Below are 21,235 nucleotides of genomic sequence, written 5' to 3' on the forward strand. Positions count from 1 at the left end.
GGTCTACCGCTCCGCCAACGCGACGAGCCGCTCGGCCAGTCGCGGCGCGGTCGGACGCTCCATCGCCTCCACCACCCGGCCGTCGGCCATCACCAGCGCCCGGTGCGCGCGGGCCGCGGCGGCCGGGTCGTGGGTGACCATCACCACCGTCTGGCCCAGGTCGTCGACGAGTGCGCGCAGCAGGTCAAGCACCTGGTGGGCGCTGCGCAGGTCCAGCGCGCCGGTCGGCTCGTCGGCGAACACGACGGCGGGCCTCGCCACCAGCGCCCGTACGACGGCGGCCCGCTGCTGCTGCCCGCCGGACAGCTCCGCCGGCCGGTGCGACAGCCGGTCGGCGAGCCCGACCCGCTCGGTCAGCGAGCGCAGCCAGTCCCGGTCAGGGCGCCGGCCGGCCAGGCGCAGCGGCAGCGTGATGTTGTCCTCGACGCTGAGCGAGGGGATCAGGTTGTACGCCTGGAAGACGAAGCCGACGTGCTCGCGGCGCAGTTCGGTGCGGCGGGTCTCGTCCAGCCCGGAGATCTCCCGCCCGTCGATGCGGACACTGCCCGACGTGGGGGAGTCCAGCCCGGCGGCGCAGTGCATCAGGGTGCTCTTGCCGGACCCCGAGGGCCCCATCACGGCGAGGAACGTGCCGTGCTCCACGGTGAGCGACACGTCGTCGAGGGCCCGTACGTCCCCCGGGAACGTTCTGGCGACGTTCGCCAGCGCGATGGCGGGCGCCCGGCGCGCGGTGGCCGTCGTGACCGCGGTGCTCATCGACGCCCCCGCAGACCGCGCACGACGAGCGTTCCGGCGGCGAGGACGGTGACCACACCGCTGGCCAGGTGCACCGCGGTGGGGGCACCGGCCAGGGAGGCGGCCATGTTGGCGACCGCGCTGACCACGACGACGGCCCACAGCAGCGTACGGAGGACCTCCCCGCGGGAGACGGCGTCCGGGCCCCGCTCGGGCGTGCGGGGCGGGGGTGTGCTCAGGCGGTACGGGTCCTGGTGCGTCATCGCGGCGTCCTCCGTGGGCTTCGCTCGGTACGTCACCGACGCTAGGGACCCCGGCACCCTCCGGCCGATCCCGTGGGCCGCCCGGTTCGAGGTACAGCAGGCTGTACCTTCCGTCCCGCGCCCTGCCCGGTCCTGCTGGTCCCGTCCCGCCTTGCCCGGTCCGGCCCGTCCTTGCCCGCCCCGCCCGTCCTGCCGCGCCCCGCCCGGCCGGTCCCTCCTCTTCCCCCTCTCCCGGGCGTCCTCCTCCGGCGGCCCGTTCCGCCTCCGGCCGACCGGGCCGGCACGGCCGCCGAGCCCAGCGGATATGTGTTCGCCGCGGCAGGTATCCGACGGGCGCGACTAGAGTTCAGGTGCGGGGGAACCGGATTCCCTGCGGCGGGCCGTGTCCCCAGCGGTCCGCGGGAAGGTATGCATGCCCCCGGAGAGCAGGCTGAGCGCCGAAGGTCGGCCGCAGGCCGCCGACCGGCTCGACGACGACCAGTACCCGGCCTACACCATGGGCAGGGCGGCCGAGCTGATCGGTGCCACGCCCGGTTTCCTCCGCGCCCTCGGTGAGGCGGGGCTGGTCAGCCCGACACGTTCGGAAGGCGGCCACCGCCGCTACTCGCGCCAGCAACTGCGTCGCGCCGCCCGCGCCCGCGAGCTGGTCGACCAGGGAACGCCCATCGAGGCCGCCTGCCGCATCGTCCGCCTGGAGGACGATCTGGAGGCTGCGCTGCGCATGAACGAGGAGCTCCGCCGCGAGGCCGAGGCGCCCGGCGGGAACGGAGAACGGCGCGGCGAGTGAAAACCTGACCTCTGCGAAACAGATATTCGGCGGACGCCGGAAAAACTATCCGACGCTAAATGCGGGAGCGTCTTTCCGCGCGATTCATTTCCGCGCCGCCGAATCATTTCGTGCTACGCTGGGCAACAGTTGCAGTTGTGGTTGCCATTTGTGTTACCGGTTTTCCGGGCAGGTGATCATCGCAGCGATGTGAAGGCCCGCACGGTGCGGGCCTCCAGCACTGCCTAGGAGTAAAAGACATGGCTTCCGGTACCGTGAAGTGGTTCAACGCCGAAAAGGGCTTCGGTTTCATCGCGCAGGACGGCGGCGGCGCCGACGTCTTCGCCCACTACTCGAACATCGCCACCCAGGGCTTCCGTGAGCTCCAGGAGGGCCAGCGGGTGAACTTCGACGTCACGCAGGGCCAGAAGGGCCCGCAGGCGGAGAACATCGTTCCCGCCTAAGACGCGCGCGAACAGCGCATGAAGGCCCGCACCGCAAGGTGCGGGCCTTCTGCATGACCCGAGACTTTGCCATCTCTTTGCAACCCGGTCCGCCGTCGCCTCGTCTCTCCGTCCGATCCGCGTCCGCACCCCATGCGGCACGCACCCGCGTCCCACCGACGATCACCGACGAGAGAGAGCGACCCGATGCGCCGAACCATCCTCAGTGCCGTGGCACTGGCCTGCACCGTCGTACTGGCGGGCACCGCGCCCGCGTTCGCCGACGACCCCAGCCCGGTCCCCTCCGCCCCTCCGGCCGCCGGTGCCCCGAGCCCCGGCACCGAACCGAGCGAGGTGCCGACGCCGGTGCCGTCCGTCAGCTCCCCGGCTCCCGCGGCCGAACCGTCCCGGGCACCCGCCCCGGCACCGGCCGAGGGCCAGGTCTCCACCGTGCCCGAGGGCGCGCCCGATACCGGAGTGGCGGCGCCGGAGACCTCCGGGACCGACGAAGGGCTCGTCGGCGCGGGCGCCGGCGCGGCGCTCGTCGCGGGCGGCGCGGTCCTCTTCGTCGTACGTCGCCGGCGGGCGGCGACCGGGGCATGACCCCGCTCTCCGGGCGTGCCCTCGCCGCCACCGCGCTGGCCGTACTCCTCGTGGGCTGCGGCAGCGGCACCGGTCGGGAAAGCGGCCGGGACACGCCCGCGGGCCCCGCGACCACCGCACCGCCCGCGCACGCCGCCGCGAAGACGCCCCGCCCGCTGGAGCGTTCGGTCCCGGTCGGCCTGCGGGTCCCGGCCATCGGGGTCGACACCCCGGTGATGCGGCTGGGGCTGGCTTCGGACGGCACGGTGGAGGTCCCGCCTCTCACGGACGACGACCGCGCCGGCTGGTACCGGCACTCGCCGACCCCGGGCCAGACGGGCCCGTCGGTCATCCTCGGCCATGTCACGGTCGGCACCCACGGGGACGGCGTCTTCCGGCACCTCGCGCGGCTGCACCGGGGCGACCGGATCGAGGCACGCCTGGAGAACGGCACGGCGGCGGAGTTCACGGTCACCTCCGTACGGACGGTGGCGCGCGCCGACTTCCCGACGGACGACGTCTACGGGGACGTGGACCGACCGGAGCTGCGGCTCATCACCTGCGGCGGCCCCCGGGTCGGCGACGAGTACCGGGACAACGTCATCGTCTTCGCCGAGCTGACCGCGGCCACGACTGAGACCACGACCACGAGCGCGACGAGCCCCGAGGACTCCTGACCGAACGCCCGCACCCGCGCCACGCTCACCCCGCACCCCGTACACCCCGTGCCCCCCTCACGACCCTGGAGAGCGTTGAAACGGTCCCGTGACAGGGCGGCGTCCGAGCTGTTCGCCGCCCTGTATCCGCGCCTCGCCGGCTGGTGCCGCCGGCTCGTCGACGACGACGAGACGGCCCACGAGATCGCCTCGGAGGCGTTCACCCGGCTCTGGGCCCGCTGGACGTCCGTGGAGGAGCCCCGCGGCTTCCTCTACGTCACGGCCGCCAACCTCGTCCGCGACCACTGGCGCAAACTGGAGCGCGAGCGCCGGGCGGTGCGCCGGGTCACCGCGGAGGTCGCCGTGCGTCCGCACCCCGAGCAGGCCGACCCCTCGGTACGGCTGCTCGTGCAGTCCCTGCCGGAACGACTGCGCGTGCCGATCCTTCTGCACTACTACGCTGACATGCCGATCCGGGAGGTGTCCGTGCTGACCGGGCGCAAGGAAGGAACCGTCAAGGCCGACCTCCACGCGGCCCGCGAACTGCTCCGCGTCCATCTGAGGAGAAGCCTTGACCACACGCCTTGAGGACGACCAGGACGACCCGGGGTTCGAGCGCGACGACGACGATCCGCTGCTGGTCGTGCTGCGCCCGGGGGGCGACTACCTGGGACCGCCCCCCGGCCGTTACGAGGCGGTCCGCCGGGCGGCGTCCCGACGGCGCCTGCTCCGCGCCGCGGCCGGAGCCGCCGCGACCGCTGCCGCCGCCGCCCTGATCGCGCTGCCGCTGCACTGGGTGGCCCCCGCGTCACCCACACGCCCGACGGCCCCGCTGGCACCGGCCCCCGCCGGCCCCACGCCGACGGCCACGCCGAGTCCCGCCCCGTCCCGCGACCCCGCGCGGGGGCCCTCGCCCGAGGCGTCCACGCCCTCCGCGCGGGACTCCACGCCCGGCGCCGCCCCGTCGGCTGTGCCGAGCACCCCGCCCGCCGTCGGGGAGGCACCGTCGAGGGAGCCCGGCGCCGAGCCGTCGGCCCGCCCGAGCACCGCGCCCGCCCCGTCGGAGTACCACGGCGCGGCTGCCCCGGGACCCTCCTGACGCGGGAGGAACGCGGGAGAGGCGCGGAAGGGAGAACGCAGGAGAGGGCGGGTACGGAGGCTCCGCCTGCGTACCCGCCCTCTCCTCACACGTCCCGCTGTTTACACGTCCAGGGGCGTCGTGCCGCCGAGCAGCGCCGACGCGGTCTCGACCGGCGTGGCGGCGGGCGCCGGCGCGGGCTCGGCCCCGGGGGCGGCGTGGCAGGTGAAGCCGAGGCGGGCCATGGCCCGGGTGACCTCGCCGCTGGAGAAGTCGCGGCGGTCCTGCCGGGTGACGACCTCGCCCACCTGCTTGACGGGGTAGCGGCGGCGGCCGATGGTCACGGACTCACCCGTGACGGCTTCGGGCGTGACACCCTTCATCGAATCCAGCACCCCGGCCTTGGTGAGGTCGAACGGGTACCGGGCGATGACACAGCGCATGATGCCTCCACAAGGGGGAGAGGGGACGGGTGGGTTGCCGTTCGCGATGGTCTGAAGCAGGCCCCTAGGCGGCCGAGCCACCGGCGGACTGGCGCCTGGGCCTGCGGCGCGGCGCCTCGCCGGCGGGCCTGCCCTGGGTGCCGCGGCTCTGGCCGGTGCGACCCTGCGCGGCGGACCCCTGGCCCGTGCGGTTCTGCGCGGCGGATCCCTGGCCGGTGCGGCCCTGCGCGGTGGATCCCTGGCCGGTGCGGCCCTGCCCGCCGCGGCCGCGACGGCCACGGGACGAGGAGCCCCCGCCGGACGCGGCGCGGCGCGGGCGCTCCACGACCGGTGCGGTGATGACGACCGGCACACCGGACGGGGCCTGCGCCCCGGTGATGCGGGACAGCTCCGCCTCGCCCGAACGGATCGGCGTGACCTGCGGGGTGATACCGGCCGAGGCCATCAGCCGCGTCATGTCGCGCCGCTGACCCGGCGTCACCAGGGTGACGACGCTGCCGGACTCGCCGGCGCGGGCCGTACGGCCGCCCCGGTGCAGGTAGTCCTTGTGGTCGCTGGGCGGGTCGACGTTGACGACCAGGTCGAGGTTGTCGACGTGGATGCCGCGGGCCGCGACGTTGGTCGCCACCAGAGCGGTCACGTGCCCGTCCTTGAACTGGGCGAGGGTCCGCGTGCGCTGCGGCTGGGACTTGCCACCGTGCAGGCCCGCGGCGCGGACGCCGCTGCTCAGCAGGTGCTTCACCAGCCGGTCCACGGCGTGCTTGGTGTCCAGGAACATGATCACCCGGCCGTCCCGCGCCGCGATCTCGGTGGTCGTGCGGTGCTTGTCGGTGTCGTGCACGTGCAGCACGTGGTGCTCCATCGTGGTGACGGCACCGGCCGACGGGTCGACGGAGTGGACCACCGGGTCCGTCAGGTAGCGGCGGACCAGCCGGTCGACGTTGCGGTCCAGGGTGGCCGAGAACAGCATCCGCTGCCCCTCGGGACGCACCTGGTCGAGCAGGGCGGTGACCTGGGGCATGAAGCCCATGTCGGTCATCTGGTCGGCCTCGTCCAGCACGGTGATCGAGACGTCGTCCAGGTGGCAGTCGCCCCGGTCGATGAGGTCCTTGAGCCGTCCGGGCGTCGCCACGACCACCTCCGCGCCGCCCCGCAGCGCGCCGGCCTGCCGGCCGATCGACATGCCGCCGACCACGGTGGCCGACCGCAGGCCCACGGCGCGGGCGTACGGGGCGAGGGCGTCGGTGACCTGCTGGGCCAGCTCACGGGTGGGTACGAGGACGAGGGCGAGCGGACGCCGCGGTTCGGCACGCTGCCCGGCCGTACGGGCCAGCAGGGCGAGGCCGAAGGCGAGCGTCTTGCCCGAGCCGGTGCGGCCGCGGCCGAGTACGTCGCGGCCGGCCAGTGAGTTCGGCAGGGTGGCCGCCTGGATGGGGAACGGCACGGTCACGCCCTCGTTGCCGAGCGCGGTCAGCATGCGGGCCGGCATGTCGAGCTCGGCGAACGACTCGACGGCGGGCAGCGCCGGTGTGACCGTCTTCGGCAGCGCGAACTCGCCCTGCGGGGCGGCCGGTCGGCGCCCGGAGGTCTGGGGGCGGCGGGGGCCGCCGCCGGAGCGTCGGCGGTCGTTGGTGCGTACGCGGTTCATGGGGAACCTTCCTTGATACGGCACGTATCAAGGGAGACCCGCAGCGAAAGAGCAGCGCAGGGAATCGCAAGAACGAGCCGGCCCCGATCGGTCTCGGCGTAGGGAGCCGAATGGACCGGGAGAATTGATGAAAGAGAGGAAACTGAATGCGCGGGGAGGTGAACGGACCCCGCGGGGCGGTCTGTGCCCGGAAACGCGGCGAGCTGGGGCCCGCACCGCGAGGTGCGGGCCCCAGCTGCGAAGTATGCGTGAACGTCAGGCAGGGGTGATGTTCTCGGCGGTCGGGCCCTTCTGGCCCTGCGCGATGTCGAACGTCACCTTCTGGCCCTCGAGGAGCTCACGGAAGCCCTGGGCGTTGATGTTCGAGTAGTGGGCGAAGACGTCGGGGCCGCCGCCGTCCTGCTCGATGAAGCCGAAGCCCTTTTCCGCGTTGAACCACTTCACGGTGCCGGAAGCCATGATTTTCTCCTTCGGTACGGTGCTCGGAGTTCACCCTGTGTGAACTCCGGTCGCCGTGATGATCACCCCGTCGGACAAAACCTTCAGGCAACCACAACTGCAACTTCCATCGACAGTAGCACGCCGTGATCGCCCGGGAGCTGGCGATAATCTTGCTCTGACCGGCCGGTGGAGGAATATTCCCCGGGCGTCCGCTCGAATTCTCCTGTCATGGCAGGAGATATTGGACTCCGCGGGCCGCAGCCTTGCCGTCCGGGCCCCTGCCGGCAGTGCCATGACCTCGCGCGATGATGCCTGCGCCGACCCCTTCGCCCGTCGGGTGCGGCGAAAGCGGCAAAAGCGGCGAGGCCCGTCTATCGAGACAAAGGACACGTCGGCCATCGCGTCGGCCGGATCCTCGGCACTGATCCACGACCTGCCGTCGGCTCCACGACCGGCCGTCGGCGCAGGTGCTCCGTCGTCCAGACGTTGCTCGGCCACCGGCTCACCGTCGGCGGGATCGTGACGGCGGGGTCGACGTGCCCGAGGTGCCCCAGCGTCACCGCACCCGCACTCCGACGTCCGCGTCGCGGCGCCTTCCGGGCGTCGCCCCTTCCGCGCCCCGGAGGCGGGACGCCGGCCTCGACAATTCAGGACCGGAACCCGCAATGTAATCCTCCCGTCTTTTCTGCCGACGGCTGCTTTGCTGCTTTCCGGAACCATGAAGATTGAGACAAATGCCATCACAGGTATTTTCACGAATAAAGCGGAGAAATGCCTTCTCCGCTTGGGGGCAACCACGTACCAGACTCTGGGCCGTGGCGGGTGTGGCGGCCCTCGGTTTCACCATCGCGCTGGAGGTCGCCGCGCGTCGCTACGGCCTGCCGGGGCCGCTGACCAACCAGGCGAAGGAGGTGGTGTTCGCCCCCGCTTCGGGGCCGCTGCTGTACGCGAGCATGGCGTTGATGATGGTGGTGCTCACCTGGCGGCAACGGCTCGTCGCGGCCGGTGCCGCGATCGGTATCGACACCGCCTTCCTGCTGGTGCGGTGGGTCTTCGACGCCGGGGTGAGCGAAGGCCACTCCTTCGGCAACGGCGCGTTGTGGGTGATTCTGGGCTGCGCGGTCATCGCCGTCACGCGCCGCACCGGCCGGGAACGGGTCCTGCTGCTGAAGGGGGTCGGGCTGGGCCTGCTGCTGGTGGCCGGCCGCAAGACGGGCGACACCTGGCTGCTGGTCACGTCGAAGACCCGCCCGGAGGTGCTCGACCCGTACGTGGCGATCGCCGATCACGCGCTGGGCAGCCCGTCGTGGCTGGCGGGCCGGATGGTCGCCGCCACGGGCCCCGTCGGCGAGCACGTGCTCGACTGGATCTACGCCCAGCTCGCGGTGGCCGCGGTCGTCGTCGCGCTGTACCAGCTGCGCAACGTGGCGGCCGAGCGCCGTTTCCCGGGCCACCACCTGGTGCGTACGTTCCTGGTGATAGGCCTCCTCGGGCCGGCCGTCTACATGATCTACCCGGTGGTCGGACCGGTCTTCACCTACGGCACCGGCGCGTTCGGCACCGGCGGCGAGCAGTGGGCGATGGCCGACCTGTGGCCGCACACGCCACCGCCGGTCAGCGCCCCGCACCCGTGGACGTACGACGACGTCACGCCCCGCAACTGCATGCCCAGCCTGCACACGGCGTGGGCCACCGTCATCTTCATCCACTCCCGCAGGGCCCCACGCGTCCTGCGCTTCGCAGGAACGTTTTGGCTTATCGCCACCCTCGGCGCGACGCTGGGATTCGGCTACCACTACGGCATGGACATCCTCGCGGGCGTGGTGTTCGCGGTCACGATCGAGGCGGCGCTGCGCACGTTCGACCGCGGCTGGGACCGGTCGGGAATCAAGCTGGTCGCCTACGGTGCAGTGGTCTTCGCCGCGCTCTTGGCGTCGGCCCGGTATCTGCCGGTGGAAATGGCCGCACGTCCGTGGGTGTTCGGGCCGCTTCTCGTTCTGGCCATGGCCTCGGTGGTGTACGGATATGTGCGGACCACCAGACTGTGGGAACCGGAAAGCGCGGCACCGGCGCGGCAGCCGGAACCCCGACTCGAACTGGCCTGACATTCCCGGCGCGGGTTCTTCGGCGCCTCTTCTTCCGCACCCGGCTCGGAACGGGCGGTCACCGGCCGTTCACCGGCGACCGCCCGGATCCTCGCCGTCAGCCGCGCCGGCCGAAGACGTTCCTGACGGAGCCGAGGTCGAGGAAGACCGTCTCCCCGGTGGCGTCGTCCAGGCCGTCGTTGTCGGTCACGGCGTACACCCGGCCGTCGCCGGCCACGGCCAGTCCTTCGAGCTTCTCCTGGGTCCAGCCGTTCGTGGCCCGCAGCGCGGGCAGGACGTCGTACGCGAGCCTCTTGGTCAGCACGGGCAGCGACCCCGTAGGCGCCGCCGACCCCGGCATGTCGACGGTGTAGATCCGCTTGACCGCGGCGGCCGGCCCGTTCAGCTTGTCGCGTTCGACGACCGCCAGCCTGTCCCCGACCACGGTGATCTCGGAGAGGCCGATCCAGTCGCCCGGCGTGGTCGTGGCCCCGATCCGGTAGCCGTACCAGCTCCATGTGCCGGCCTCGACGTCGTACCGGCCGAGCCGCACGACCCCCGCCGGGTCGCCCTCGGCCTCGCGCTGCAGTGCGGCCCAGACCACCTCGCGGCCGCGCCGGTCCGTGGTGGCGGCGACCCCTTCCAGCCCCTGCTTGCCGAGACCCGCGGCGACGTCCGCCGGCAGCGGGACGACCTGCCGGGTCACCCCGTCGCGGTCGAGCCGGACCAGCCGGTTGCCCGCGCCCGTCCCGCCCTCGACGGCGAGCCAGTACCCGCCCCGCGGCCGGGTGGAAATGCCCTCGGCGTCGTAGCCGACCGGCTGCCCCGCGGCGTCCCTGACGGTCAGCGCCCGGGTGACGACCGCCGGCCGGCCCGCGCGCGCCGTGTCGACGGTCAGGATCCTGGTGGTGGAGTACGCCGCGTCGGTGACGGAGTACAGCTGGTGCGGCCTGCCGGGTACGGCGGACAGCGCGCCGAGCGCGCCCCAGCCGATCGGCGCGCCGGTGGAACCGATGGAGCCGATGGTGCCGGTGGATCCGGTGGCTTCCGTGGTTCCGGTGGTTCGGGTGGCTTCGGTGGCCGAGACGATGCCCGGGAAGACCGGGTTGCCGGGCGTGCTTCGGCCCAGCCGGAAGATGCTCACGGTGGCCCGTACGCCCGCCTCGGCGTCGTCCTCCTCGCTGGAGACCGCGAGGAGACCGCGCGACGGGATCGGCAGCAGGCCCTCGGGGCCGTTGGTGGTGGGCAGCACCTGGCGGAAGACCGGGCGGGCCGGCCGGCTGACGTCGTAGACGGCGACGAAGTTGCCGCGCTCCGAGCCGACGAAGGCGTACGGCACGCCGTCGTACTCGGCGATCGCCAGGCCCTCCGGCTCGGTGCCCTTGTTCTCGGACCGGCCCTCGTCGTACAGCCCGTACCGCACGGCGAGCCGTTCGAAGCCGTTGCCCGCGTCCCAGACCACCTTCCCGGTCCGGCTGTCGAAGACGGACCAGCCCCGGGTGCCGCCGCGCCAGTCGCCCTCGTTGGCGGTCGCCAGGTAGCGGTCGTCGATCCAGCCCAGCGCGTCGGGCTCACGCGGCACGTCGGTGACCGACCCGGTCAGGTCGATCGTGCCGTCCTCGACCGTGTCGATGCCGTCCACCGTCGCCGTACCGGCGCTGAACGCCTTGGTGATCCGGCCGGTCGGCAGGTCGATGAGGACGACGCCGTTGTTCTCCTGCAGCGTCACGGCGAGTTGGCCGCGGCCGTTGACGGAGACGTACTCCGGCTCCGGGTCGGTCGGCGCGGCGATCCCGGCGGCGGCCAGCACGGGCAGCGCCGTGCCGTCGGCCCGCGTCAGGGGAACGGCCCGGGTCCGCCAGCGCGCGGGAGAGACACCCTTCCTCAGGTCGACGATCTGCACGAAGCCGGCCGGCGGCTGGGGGAGGTCGCCCTCCTCGCCGCCGGGCGGGGCCGCCTCCTCGTCCCGTTCATTCTCGATCGCGATCGCCGCGTACCGCTTGTCCTCGCTGACCGTGACCGAGTCGGGCTGCCCGCCGAGGTCGAAGCTCGCCACCCGTTCGCGGTCGTGCAGCGAGATGACGTCGAGCCGGCCGGAGGGTTCGGTGTGGCTCGCGCTGGTGTTCACCACGACGAGGACGTACTGGCCGACCACGGACACCGAGGTCGGCTCGTCCTCGGCGTCGCCGAGCCGGGCCAGTGACAGGGTGCCGAGGCCGCGCGGGCGGTCGGGGTCGCCGATGTCGAGGAAGCCGATCCGCCGGGCCGCCGCGTCGGTGTGGACGAGGGTGCGCCCGTCCTCGCTGACCGCCGAAATCTCCGCGACGGTCGCGGCGGCCGGGTCCTCGCCGGCCGGCCGGTTCCGGAAGACGGGGTAGGTGGCGGTGCGCTCGAAAGCCACCGGGGCCGCGGGCCGTTGCGGCCGGTGGTGGCCCCGCTCGCGCTGGTCCGCGCCGGCCACGCCGGCGCCCGCGAGGGTACCGGCGGCCACGGCGAGGGCCGCGAACGCGGCGCCGGTTCTCCTGCTCTTCGGGGACATCGTTCCTCCGTTACGGACCGCTGCGACGCCGAATCGTTTCAGCCGCTGACGAGGGAGGCCGGACCGCCGAATGAACAACCGGCGAAGATCGCGTGCGCCGGCCCGCGCGGCATGGTCAGTTTTCGAGAAGCGCCGGCGGCCCGGCCGTCCGTACCGTCGAAGACATGAACTCCATCGACTCCGTCACCCTGGAGGTGGCCGACCCCGAGGCGGCCGCCCACTTCTGCTCCGCCGCCCTCGGGCTGGACCCGTCGCGGGTCCGCCTGCGCGCCTCCGAGGCCCCGACGACCGGCTTCCGCGGCTTCACCCTGTCGCTCGTGGTGTCCCAGCCGGGCAACGTCGACGCACTCGTCGGCGCCGCCCTCGACGCCGGCGCCACCGCCCTCAAGCCCGCCGCGAAGTCGCTGTGGGGCTACGGCGGCGTCGTCCAGGCCCCGGACGGCACGATCTGGCAGATCGCGACGTCAGCGAAGAAGGACACCGGCCCGGTCACGCGGGACGTCGACGAACTCGTGCTTCTGCTGGGCGTCGAGGACGTGAGGGCCAGCAAGCGGTTCTACGTCGAGCAGGGCCTCACCGTGGGCAAGAGCTTCGGCGGCAAGTACGTCGAGTTCGCCACCGGGCCGGGCACCGTCAAGCTGTCCCTGTACAAGCGCCGTGGCCTGGCCAAGGTCGCGGGCGTTCCCGCCGAGGGCACCGGTTCGCACCGGCTCGTGCTCTCCGGCGCCGACCGCCCGTTCAGCGACCCGGACGGCTTCGTCTGGGAACCCACCGCCCCGGTCGCGGTCACCGGCTGACCGCGGCGCCCGCACCTGGCGGCGCCCGCAGGGCCCGGTGCATGCAGGGCCGCCGCGGCGGCGACGGGGCAGCGCCGCGGCGGCGACGGGGCAGCGCCGCGGCGGCGACGGGGCGGCGACGGGGCGGCGACGGGGCGGAAAACCACTGTCCCGGCACCCTTCCCGCCCCGGTCGGTCTGCGGCACCACTTACCAAATGAGGCACCAGGAAGCCCGCATTCCGTAATCGGATTATCGATTCGGCATTGCTTCTCTTTCCTCATCCGCCCCTGGCGGACCATCTGCCCGTCGTGGGGAAATCGGGCAAGCCGAATTCACGTCAAGCGGCGTGATCGGCGCTTTTTGGACTTTGTCCACGGAGGAAACCGGGAAACCGTTTCTCCATCTCTACGATCGCAAGCTATGACCGACAATCCACGGGAAAACTCCGCCACGCGTGCGCGCTGGCAGACCTGTCTCCGACTTGCCCGCGAACTCCTTCTCGTCGGCCCGGACGGCAAGGACCTGAAGCTCGACTACCTCCACACCCTGATCGACACCGGCCGCCTCGGCACCACCCGCCACCCGCGCAAGAAGATCCTCGTCGTCGGCGCCGGCATCACCGGCCTCGTCGCGGGCCGCCTGCTCAAGGACGCCGGCCACGACGTCACGATCCTCGAGGCCAACGCGGACCGCGTCGGCGGACGCATCAAGACCTTCCGCGCCACCAAGCACCACCAGCCCTTCGCCGACCCGGCCCAGTACGCCGAGGCCGGCGCCATGCGGCTGCCCGACTTCCACCCGCTCGTCCTCGCCCTCGTCGACAAGCTCGGACTCGGCCGCCGCCAGTTCTACAACGTGGACGTGGACCCCTCCACCGGCAGCGGCCCCGACGTCCCCGTCCCGCCGGTCACGTACACCTCCTTCACCGGCCGGACCTGGACCTACGGCGACGACAGCCCCGACTACCGGGAACCCGACAAGCGCGGCAACTCCTGGATCCGCGCCAACCGGGTCCAGGTGCGGCGGGCCGACTACACCACCGGTCCCGAAAGGCTCAACGAGGGCTTCCACCTCACCGACGACGAGGTCCGCGCCCCCGTCGTGAAGATGGTCGACGACGCGCTGGAGAGCGTGCGCGACTACTACTCCGACATCGTCGACGGAAAACGCGTCAACAAACCGTTCGACGCGTGGGTCGAGGGCTGGGCCCGGGTGATCCGCGACTTCGACGGTTACTCGATGGGCGGCTTCCTGCGCGACCACGCCGGACTCAGCGACGAGGCGGTCGAGGCCGTCGGAACGCTGGAGAACATGTCCTCGCGGCTCCACCTCTCCTTCTTCCACAGTTTCCTGAGCCGCAGCGACATCAACCCCGCCGTCCGCTACTGGGAGATACCCGGTGGCAGCTGGCGCCTGCCGCACGCCCTCCACCAGGGCCTGCGCGACGAGGTGCGGCTCGGCCACCGCATGATCCGCCTCGAATACCACGACCCCAGCCGCGACACCGACCCCGAGGGCACCGGAGCCGTCGGCCCCGACGGCTGGGGCGTCGCCGTGCAGACCGTCGCCGAGAACGACCCCGAGGCCCCGCCGCGCCTGTGGACCGCGGACCTGGCGATCGTCACCGTCCCGTTCTCCGCGCTGCGCTTCGTGGAGATCGTCCCCTCGATGTCGTACAAGAAGCGCCGCGCCGTCATCGAGACCCACTACGACCAGGCCACCAAGGTGCTGCTGGAGTTCAGTCACCGGTGGTGGGAGTTCACCGAGGACGACTGGCGCGGCGAGCTGGACCGCGTCTCGCCGGGACTGTACGAGCACTACCGGCGGGGCGCCGACGCGGACAGCGGTCTCACACTCGTCAGCACGGGCACCGGGCCCGCCCCGGCGTTCACCGGCCTGCTCGGTGCCGCGGTCAAGGACAGCGGCGTCACCGAGGAGATGCGGCGGATCGACAGCACCATGCCGTTGCGCGGCCCCGCCGTCCGCCCCGCCACCCACTGCTTCGGCGGGGGCTCCGCCACCGACAACCCCAACCGGTTCACGTACTACCCCTCGCACCGGGTCGAGGGCTCCGCCGGCGGCGTCGTGCTCGCCTCGTACTGCTGGTCCGACGACGCCGCGCGCTGGGATTCCATGCGCCCCGCCGAGCGCTACGTCTACGCCCTGCGCAACCTCCAGGCCCTGCACGGCCGCCGCATCGAGGTGTTCTTCAGCGGCCGTGGCGCCACCAAGAGCTGGGCCCGCGACCCGTACGCCTTCGGCGAGGCCGCCATCTACACCGCCAACCAGATGACCAGCTTCCACCTGGACGTCTCCCGGCCCGAGGGCCCCGTGCACTTCGCCGGGGAACACACCTCCCTCAAACACGCCTGGATCGAGGGCGCCCTGGAGAGCGCCGTCCGCACCGCCGTAGCCGTCCACCACGCCCCACCGGTCACCGTCCCGGGGCCGGACACGGAGGAACACTCGTCGTGATCGCGATCAACCCCGGGTGCACGGTCGCCCGCTACCTCGCCCTGCGCCTGGCCGAACTGGGCATCACCCACCTGTTCGGCGTTCCCGGCAACCACCTGGGTCCGTTCCTGACCACGCTGCGCGCCGAGGGCGACATCGAGTGGGTCGGCACCCCCACCGAGGGCGGAGCGGGCCAGGCCGCCGACGCCTACGCCCGCATCCACGGCGTGGGCGCGGCCGCCGTCACCTACGGCGTGGGCGCGTTCAACCTCCTCAACGCCTGCGGCGGCGCCTACGTCGAACGGGTCCCGCTCATCGCCGTCAACGCCTCCCCGCCCTACGAGCAGTGGCAGAACCAGCGCGCCCTCGGCCTGCTCACCTCCCACATGAGCCCCCGCACGGAGAGCAACCTGGACGTCTACCGGCAGGTCACCGTGGACGCGCAGGTCATCTCCAACCCGGGTCTCGCCCCCGCCCAGATCGACGCCGCGCTCACCGCGTGCCTCTCCGAGCGCCGGCCCGTCTACCTGGAGGTCATGGAGGACCTGTGGGACGAGCCCTGCGCCGAGCCCCGGGAGCCGATCAGCCGCCGCGAGCGGCCGTTCGGCGCACGCGGCCAGACCATGCTGGACAGCGCCGTCGCCGCGGTCCTCACCCTGATCGACGACCATCCCGGCCCGGACGGCAGGCCCCGCCCGGTGGTGTGGGCCGGCGAGGAGATCGACCGGTTCCGCCTCGGCGGGCGGCTCACCGACCTGGTCGAGGCCACCGGAGTGCCGTTCTGCACCACCGTCGGCGCCAAGGCCGTCGTCGACGAGGACCTGCCGCAGTTCCACGGCGTGTACAACGGCCACGCCAGCCACCCGGACGTGCGGTGGGTCTTCAAGGACTGGGCCACCTGCCGGATCGGGCTCGGCGCCTGGTCCACCTCGAAGAACCTCGGCGGCGAGCAGTGCGTCGGCGGCGACTGGGTGATGGCCGCGAACGGCGGCGTCAGCGTCGGCGCCTCCTACTTCCCCGACGTCCAGCTCGAACAGCTGCTGCCCGCCCTCCAGGACGCCCTGGTGAAGGCGTACGGCTCGGGCGGCCTGGCCGCCGACTACTACGCCGAGGCCCACGCCCACCACGGCGCGCCCGAGGGCCGCCCCGCCGCCCTGGAGGACCACCGGGCCTCCCTCCACATCAGCGGCTCGCACTCCCGGCACCGAGGACATCCCGGGCACCTCACCTACGACGGCGTGTTCGACCGGATCAACCACTTCCTGGGCCACGAGAGCAGGGAGGACTGGACGGTCGTCTCCGACGCCGCCTTCTCCCTCATCGGCTCGATGAACCTGTCGCTGCCCGCGGGCGGGTTCCTGTCCCAGGTCAGCTGGCTGTCCATCGGCTGGTCGGTCGGCGCGGCCACCGGTGCCGCGCTCGCCCCCGAGCGCACACCCGCCCGCCCGATGGTGTTCGTCGGCGACGGTGCCTTCCAGGAGACCTGTCAGGAGATCTCCACCCACACCCGGCTCGGGCTGCGGTCGGTGGTGTTCGTCATGGACAACGGACACTTCTACGGCATCGAGCAGATGCTGGTCCACCCGTCCTACTACGCCGACGACGACCAGGCCGGCCCGGACTTCTACAACGTCCTCCACCCGTGGCACTACGACCGTCTCGCCGCCGTGTTCGCCGGCAAGGACACCCCGGCGAACGGGGTCTGCGTCGCGGACACCGCCGAGCTGGACGCCCTGCTGGCCCGCCTCACCGACCCCGCCGACCCGGTCAACGCCGGACCGCTGCTGGTCCGCGTCCGCCTGCGCCGGCACGACTACCCGCGGGCGATGGCGTACAAGGTGCCGAAGCCCGCCACGCCCCGCCCGTCGTAACCGCCGTAACCGCCGTATCCGCCCTGTCCGCCCTGTCCGTCGTATCCGAAGGAGGCAGGAAATGGCTGATCTCAACGTACTGATCGCGTTCGACGCGGCCACCATCGTCGAGCGCAACCCCAACGCGTCCAGGAACCCCGACGTGCCGACCCACGTGGACCACGGCCTGATCTACATGACGACGCGCCAGGACCACGTCATCGGCACGTCGGGCGCCGAGCTGAACCTCCGGGCCGAACCCGGGGACAGCGTCAGGTGGCGGGAGACGACGCTGTCGCTCGGCACCGACTACAAGGCACTCCTGTACCGGTACGTGAGCAGCGACAGCCAGCACGTGCTCATCAGGACGCCGGAGATCGAGGTGATCGACGGTGTCTATCCGATGCCGCAGGAAGGGAGCGAAGGCAGCCCGGGTTTCGTGACGCAGAACTACCAGGACCACTACTGGCGGACGACGGTCAAGAGGACCGGCAAGGTCGTGTACCACTTCTACTTCCAGATCCTGGACCGCCACCGGCAGCTGAAGGGGTACTTCCAGTGGGACCCCTTCATCACCATCGAGAACCCCTGACGGCTCAGGTGGGGGCGGCGGCCGGCACCGGGTCCGCCCCCACCGCCGGGCTCGTCCGGCCCCCCGGCGGCCGGGGGCTCAGCGCACGGGGAAGCCGAAGGAGTAGCCCTGCTCCTTGAGCCAGGGCAGGACGCGGCGCAGGGCCTCGACGGTCTGGGTGCGGTCGCCGCCCGCGTCGTGGAAGAGGATCGTCGGCCCGTTGGGGAGCTCTCGTTCGACGGTGGCGACGATGGCGTCGGCGCCCGGCTGCTCGAAGTCCTTGGTGTCCACGTTCCAGCCCAGCGGGCGCATGCCCCGGGAGGCGGCCAGTCCGCGGCTGTAGGGGGTGAAGGCCCCGCCGGGTGCCCGGTAGTACATCGACCGTACGCCCCCCGAGGCCTCGGTGATCATGCGTTCGGCGTCGAGGATCTCCTTCGACTGGTAGGCCTCGGACTTCTTGTCCATGGCGGTGTCGTGCGACACCGTGTGGTTGCACAGCCGGTGTCCGGCCGCGACGACCTCCTTCACGAGGTCAGGGTGGGCCTGTGCCTGAATCCCTGTCACGCAGAAGGTGGCCTTCACCCCGTGCTCGCGCAGCAGATCGAGTACCTGAGGGGTCCACGCGGGGTCGGGGCCGTCGTCGATGGTGATGTTGACGCCGCGCGCCCCCGCGTCCGAGGCGTGCACGATGGTCGCGTCGACCGGCTCGGAGTCGCCACCCGGCGTGGCCGGCGCGGTCGCCTTCGGCGGCGGGCCGTCCACGGAGCCGGCCTGCGCGGTCCACACCGAGGCGCCGACGGCGAGCACCGTCACCCCGAGCGCCGCCCCGGCCACCTTGCCGTACCAGCCCCGCCCGCCACCGTGCCGTGCCATGTCCGCCCCGCTTCCCCGCCGTCGCCCGTCGATCCTCGGTCGCCTTGAGACCACCTGACAGGACGAGGAACGGTGCCCATGGGATGCGTCTGTTACCGATCACGGACAATCCCGCCGGAGTTCGGCGACAACTCGACGACCAGCGGTTCCGTGGACGCGACCGGTTGGCGAGACGTGGCGTCTTGCGTGATGGGGGCGGGTGGGCTATCTTCGGTGAAGCGATACGGAACGTCTCGTCTATGTATCCTCACGAAAGAAGACACCACTTGCTCCGTGCTCCGGAAGCGTCGCCCGCCGCCCGAACCGCCCTCTCCCAGCTCACCGTCTTTGACGTCAGCAAGCGCTACGGCCACCACCTCGTCCTGGACCGGGTGTCCTTCACGGTCCGCCCCGGCGAGAAGGCGGGGGTCATCGGCGACAACGGTTCCGGCAAGTCCACCCTGCTACGGCTGCTCGCCGGCACCGTGCGACCCGACAACGGCGAGGTCCGCGTCGTCGCACCCGGCGGCACGGGTCATCTGGCGCAGACACTCGACCTGCCGGAAACGGCGTGCGTCGGCGACGCCATCGACCTGGCGCTGTCCGAACTGCGCACCCTGGAACGGCGGATGCGGGCGACCGGTGCCGCGCTCCACGGCGCCGGCCCGGCCGTCCACGACCGGTACGCCGCACTCGAGGCGGAATTCGAGGCACGCGGCGGGTACGACGCCGACCGCCGCGTCGACATCACCCTGCGCCACCTCGGCGAGCCGGCCGGTCTGGACCGGTCGCGGCGGATCGGCACCCTCTCCGGCGGCCAGCGCTCCCGCCTCGCCCTGGCCGCGACGCTCGCCTCGGCGCCCGAACTGCTGCTGCTGGACGAGCCCACCAACGACCTGGACGACGAGGCCGTGGCCTGGCTGGAGGAGCGGCTGCGTGCCCACCGGGGCACGCTGGTCGCCGTCACCCACGACCGGACGTTCCTCGACCGGGTCACCGACACCGTCCTGGAGGTCGACCAGAACACACGGGCGGTCCGCCGCTACGGCGACGGCTACCCGGGATACCTCGTCGCCAAGGCCGCCGAACGCGCCGCGCAGGAACGGGAGTACGAGCAGTGGCGCACCGAGGTGGCCCGTCAGTCCCGGCTCGCCGACTCCCACATCGGCCGCCTCGATGCGATCCCGCGCAAAGGGCCCTGGGCGTTCAGCGGCGCGGGTGCCTTCAGGGCCCGCTCCCGCGCACACGGGGCCATGAGCCGCGTCCGCAACGCGCGCGAACGGCTGCAGCGGCTCACCGGGAACCCGGTGCCCGCGCCCCCCGAGCCGCTGCGGTTCTCCGCGGACATCGAGGGATCGGCGGACCGCGCGGTGGAGGTGGAGGGCCTGCGCGTACCCGGGCGCCTGGTACTGGACTCGCTCCGTGTTCCCGCAGGCGGCCGGCTCCTGGTGACCGGCCCCAACGGTGCGGGCAAGACCACGCTCCTACGGGTCCTGGCGGGCGAACTGACCCCGGAGCCGGGTGCCACGGTGCGACGGCCCGCACGGGCCGGGATCCTGCGCCAGGTGGCGGCGCCGGCCTCCCCCGAAGAGGAGAGCCGTTCCCTGCTCGCGGCCTTCGGCGAGCACCGCGCCGACGAGCTGCTCGCCCTGGGCCTGTTCCGCGAGGCCGACCTGACCCGGCCCGTACGGGACCTCTCCACCGGCCAGCGCCGCCGCCTCGAACTCGCCCGCCTGGTCACGGGCTCGTACGACCTGCTGCTGCTGGACGAACCGACGAACCACCTCTCGCCCTCCTTGGTGGAGGAGCTCCAGGCGGCCCTCACCTCGTACGAGGGAACGCTCGTCGTCGTCACCCACGACCGGCGGCTGCGGTCGGCCCTGCCCGGAACCGTCCTCGAGATCACCCCGGCCACGTGACCGGGACGGGAACGGTCCCGGCGTCTGCCCGTACCGCGGGGGCGGACGGTGCCGCGACCGCGATGCCGGGGCAGTGCGCCGGTGCCGTGGTGCGGTCCTCGACCCGCCGCCCCGGAGCCGGGCAGCCGCGGGGCGGGCGGGCCGGCCCTCACGCATCGGCCGTGGCGTGACGACGGCCAGAAGCACGAGCGAGGGAGAACGAGCGAGGAAGAACGAGCCGATGCCGCCGAAGAAGAGCCGGTGGCTCTGACCCGACCGGCGTCGACCCGTGGTGGCTTCCCGGTCGGGCGGTTCACGGCGCCAGGTCCCGGAAGGTCAGGCCCGGCTCAATTGGTCGGCGTCCTCACGTACGGCGATGGCCGCCGCCTGCGTGCGGTTGGGGCAGTTCATCTTGGCGAGGATGTTGGCCACGAGGCGCTTCACGCCGTGCTCCGAGATCCGCAGCCGGCGGGCGATCAGCTTGTTGCTCAGGCCCTCCACCAGCAGGTGCAGCGTTTCCCGCTCGCGCGGTGTGAGCGTGGCGATGCGCTCGCGGCTGCCGGCGGCCGGGTCGGGGGCCTGCCTGGTCAGCGCGTGGGAGAACGCGGAGGGCAGGGGGAAGCCGCCGCTGCGGACCTGGTCGAAGGCGAGCGCCAGTGCGTCCGCCGTCAGTGCGTGTTTCAGCAGTACGCCGTGAGCGACGACCCCGCGGATGGAGTCGGGGTCGTTGATCATGTGCTCGTCCAGGAGGAGCAGCACCTTCGTCCCGGCCGCCCCTGCGCGGGCGGCCGCCTGGCGGACCCACTCCTGGCGGGGGCAGGACAGCAGCAGGATGTCCACTTCGGTGAAGTCGATGGCCGCGGCGGCCTGCGGGTCGTACGCGTCGTCGCGGACGGACGCGACGCCCGGGGTGCGTGACAACAGGGCCCGCACCCCCATGCGGAGCACTTCGCTTCTGGTCATGACTGACACACATACTGCAGCCGCTGACATGCAGCTTCCCCCTCGTACGTCGGTCCTCGCCGGTCAGAGCGGATGGTCGACGCTGACCGCTCCACGGTGGCGGCGGGCTACCGCCCCACGGGGGCAGCGGCGGGCACGTAACAAGCGGTAGTCAGTGTGACGTCGGAAGGTGACGTGTGCAAGCCCTTTCT

The 21,235-nt window shown here is 72.3% G+C and carries 20 protein-coding genes; 12 read left to right on the forward strand and 8 right to left on the reverse strand.

Annotated features, from left to right (window positions below; all coding sequences use genetic code 11):
* Nucleotides 1-3: 3 nt before the first annotated feature.
* Together ACH4F2_RS13725 and ACH4F2_RS13730 are read right to left on the reverse strand one after the other, a co-directional pair.
* Nucleotides 4-756 carry an ABC transporter ATP-binding protein gene (locus tag ACH4F2_RS13725; RefSeq protein WP_398132914.1) on the reverse strand — a complete coding sequence of 251 codons (753 nt, stop codon included), beginning with the start codon at nt 754-756 and terminating at the stop codon, nt 4-6.
* Nucleotides 753-1,034 (reverse strand): hypothetical protein, encoded by a 282-nt coding sequence (locus ACH4F2_RS13730; RefSeq protein WP_398132915.1) that lies wholly within the window; start codon nt 1,032-1,034, stop codon nt 753-755. The genes ACH4F2_RS13725 and ACH4F2_RS13730 overlap by 4 nt, the downstream gene beginning before the upstream one ends.
* 376 nt (nt 1,035-1,410) lie before the next feature.
* Between ACH4F2_RS13730 and ACH4F2_RS13735 the strand changes: the two genes are divergently transcribed.
* From ACH4F2_RS13735 to ACH4F2_RS13760, 6 genes are all read left to right on the forward strand, one after another.
* Entirely contained in the window at nt 1,411-1,785 is a 375-nt protein-coding gene (locus tag ACH4F2_RS13735) for a MerR family transcriptional regulator (protein ID WP_398132916.1), read from the forward strand.
* Nucleotides 1,786-2,024: 239 nt separating this feature from the next.
* Nucleotides 2,025-2,228 carry a cold-shock protein gene (locus tag ACH4F2_RS13740; protein WP_003975194.1) on the forward strand — a complete coding sequence of 68 codons (204 nt, stop codon included), beginning with the start codon at nt 2,025-2,027 and terminating at the stop codon, nt 2,226-2,228.
* Between the two features lie 186 nt (nt 2,229-2,414).
* A complete protein-coding gene (locus ACH4F2_RS13745) occupies nt 2,415-2,810 on the forward strand; it encodes a sortase-dependent protein (protein WP_398132917.1) in 396 nt (131 codons plus the stop codon).
* Nucleotides 2,807-3,466 carry a class F sortase gene (locus ACH4F2_RS13750; protein WP_398132918.1) on the forward strand — a complete coding sequence of 220 codons (660 nt, stop codon included), beginning with the start codon at nt 2,807-2,809 and terminating at the stop codon, nt 3,464-3,466. Before ACH4F2_RS13745 ends, ACH4F2_RS13750 begins: the two co-directional genes overlap by 4 nt.
* 75 nt (nt 3,467-3,541) lie before the next feature.
* Nucleotides 3,542-4,033 (forward strand): RNA polymerase sigma factor, encoded by a 492-nt coding sequence (locus ACH4F2_RS13755; protein WP_003975205.1) that lies wholly within the window; start codon nt 3,542-3,544, stop codon nt 4,031-4,033.
* On the forward strand, nt 4,017-4,544 hold the full coding sequence (locus ACH4F2_RS13760) for a hypothetical protein (RefSeq protein WP_398132919.1): 528 nt from the start codon (nt 4,017-4,019) through the stop codon (nt 4,542-4,544). Before ACH4F2_RS13755 ends, ACH4F2_RS13760 begins: the two co-directional genes overlap by 17 nt.
* Before the next feature lie 101 nt (nt 4,545-4,645).
* Here ACH4F2_RS13760 and ACH4F2_RS13765 read toward each other — a convergent pair whose 3' ends face one another.
* The 3 genes from ACH4F2_RS13765 to ACH4F2_RS13775 all read right to left on the reverse strand — a co-directional run bounded on the left by ACH4F2_RS13765 (nt 4,646) and on the right by ACH4F2_RS13775 (nt 7,073).
* A complete protein-coding gene (locus ACH4F2_RS13765; protein ID WP_398132920.1) occupies nt 4,646-4,966 on the reverse strand; it encodes an SCO5918 family protein in 321 nt (106 codons plus the stop codon).
* A 64-nt stretch (nt 4,967-5,030) separates the two neighbouring features.
* Nucleotides 5,031-6,614: a DEAD/DEAH box helicase gene (locus ACH4F2_RS13770; protein ID WP_398132921.1), complete on the reverse strand. Its 1,584-nt coding sequence runs from the start codon at nt 6,612-6,614 to the stop codon at nt 5,031-5,033.
* Nucleotides 6,615-6,869: 255 nt separating this feature from the next.
* Nucleotides 6,870-7,073: a cold-shock protein gene (locus tag ACH4F2_RS13775; RefSeq protein ID WP_003975209.1), complete on the reverse strand. Its 204-nt coding sequence runs from the start codon at nt 7,071-7,073 to the stop codon at nt 6,870-6,872.
* Between the two features lie 797 nt (nt 7,074-7,870).
* Between ACH4F2_RS13775 and ACH4F2_RS13780 the strand changes: the two genes are divergently transcribed.
* On the forward strand, nt 7,871-9,160 hold the full coding sequence (locus tag ACH4F2_RS13780; RefSeq protein ID WP_398132922.1) for a phosphatase PAP2 family protein: 1,290 nt from the start codon (nt 7,871-7,873) through the stop codon (nt 9,158-9,160).
* A gap of 97 nt (nt 9,161-9,257) precedes the next feature.
* Here the strand turns inward: ACH4F2_RS13780 and ACH4F2_RS13785 are convergent, their stop codons facing one another.
* Nucleotides 9,258-11,678: an esterase-like activity of phytase family protein gene (locus tag ACH4F2_RS13785; RefSeq protein WP_398132923.1), complete on the reverse strand. Its 2,421-nt coding sequence runs from the start codon at nt 11,676-11,678 to the stop codon at nt 9,258-9,260.
* Between the two features lie 164 nt (nt 11,679-11,842).
* Here ACH4F2_RS13785 and ACH4F2_RS13790 point away from each other — a divergent pair, with 164 nt between their 5' ends.
* From ACH4F2_RS13790 to ACH4F2_RS13805, 4 genes are all read left to right on the forward strand, one after another.
* On the forward strand, nt 11,843-12,475 hold the full coding sequence (locus ACH4F2_RS13790) for a glyoxalase (protein ID WP_398132924.1): 633 nt from the start codon (nt 11,843-11,845) through the stop codon (nt 12,473-12,475).
* 401 nt (nt 12,476-12,876) lie between these two features.
* The gene (locus ACH4F2_RS13795; RefSeq protein ID WP_398132925.1) at nt 12,877-14,931 is read left to right on the forward strand and encodes a flavin monoamine oxidase family protein; all 2,055 of its coding nucleotides are present in this window, start codon (nt 12,877-12,879) and stop codon (nt 14,929-14,931) included.
* Nucleotides 14,928-16,781: an alpha-keto acid decarboxylase family protein gene (locus tag ACH4F2_RS13800; RefSeq protein ID WP_398132926.1), complete on the forward strand. Its 1,854-nt coding sequence runs from the start codon at nt 14,928-14,930 to the stop codon at nt 16,779-16,781. Before ACH4F2_RS13795 ends, ACH4F2_RS13800 begins: the two co-directional genes overlap by 4 nt.
* Before the next feature lie 61 nt (nt 16,782-16,842).
* The gene (locus ACH4F2_RS13805) at nt 16,843-17,352 is read left to right on the forward strand and encodes an inclusion body family protein (RefSeq protein ID WP_398132927.1); all 510 of its coding nucleotides are present in this window, start codon (nt 16,843-16,845) and stop codon (nt 17,350-17,352) included.
* Between the two features lie 78 nt (nt 17,353-17,430).
* Here ACH4F2_RS13805 and ACH4F2_RS13810 read toward each other — a convergent pair whose 3' ends face one another.
* On the reverse strand, nt 17,431-18,204 hold the full coding sequence (locus tag ACH4F2_RS13810) for a polysaccharide deacetylase family protein (protein ID WP_398132928.1): 774 nt from the start codon (nt 18,202-18,204) through the stop codon (nt 17,431-17,433).
* Nucleotides 18,205-18,443: 239 nt separating this feature from the next.
* On the opposite strand from ACH4F2_RS13810, the gene abc-f reads away from it, so the two are divergent.
* Nucleotides 18,444-20,102 carry a ribosomal protection-like ABC-F family protein gene (gene abc-f, locus ACH4F2_RS13815; protein WP_398132929.1) on the forward strand — a complete coding sequence of 553 codons (1,659 nt, stop codon included), beginning with the start codon at nt 18,444-18,446 and terminating at the stop codon, nt 20,100-20,102.
* A 315-nt stretch (nt 20,103-20,417) separates the two neighbouring features.
* Here the strand turns inward: abc-f and ACH4F2_RS13820 are convergent, their stop codons facing one another.
* Nucleotides 20,418-21,044 carry a LuxR C-terminal-related transcriptional regulator gene (locus ACH4F2_RS13820; protein WP_398132930.1) on the reverse strand — a complete coding sequence of 209 codons (627 nt, stop codon included), beginning with the start codon at nt 21,042-21,044 and terminating at the stop codon, nt 20,418-20,420.
* Nucleotides 21,045-21,235 lie beyond the last annotated feature (191 nt).

The organism is Streptomyces sp. NPDC017890 (assembly GCF_044328675.1).
Lineage (GTDB): Bacteria > Actinomycetota > Actinomycetes > Streptomycetales > Streptomycetaceae > Streptomyces.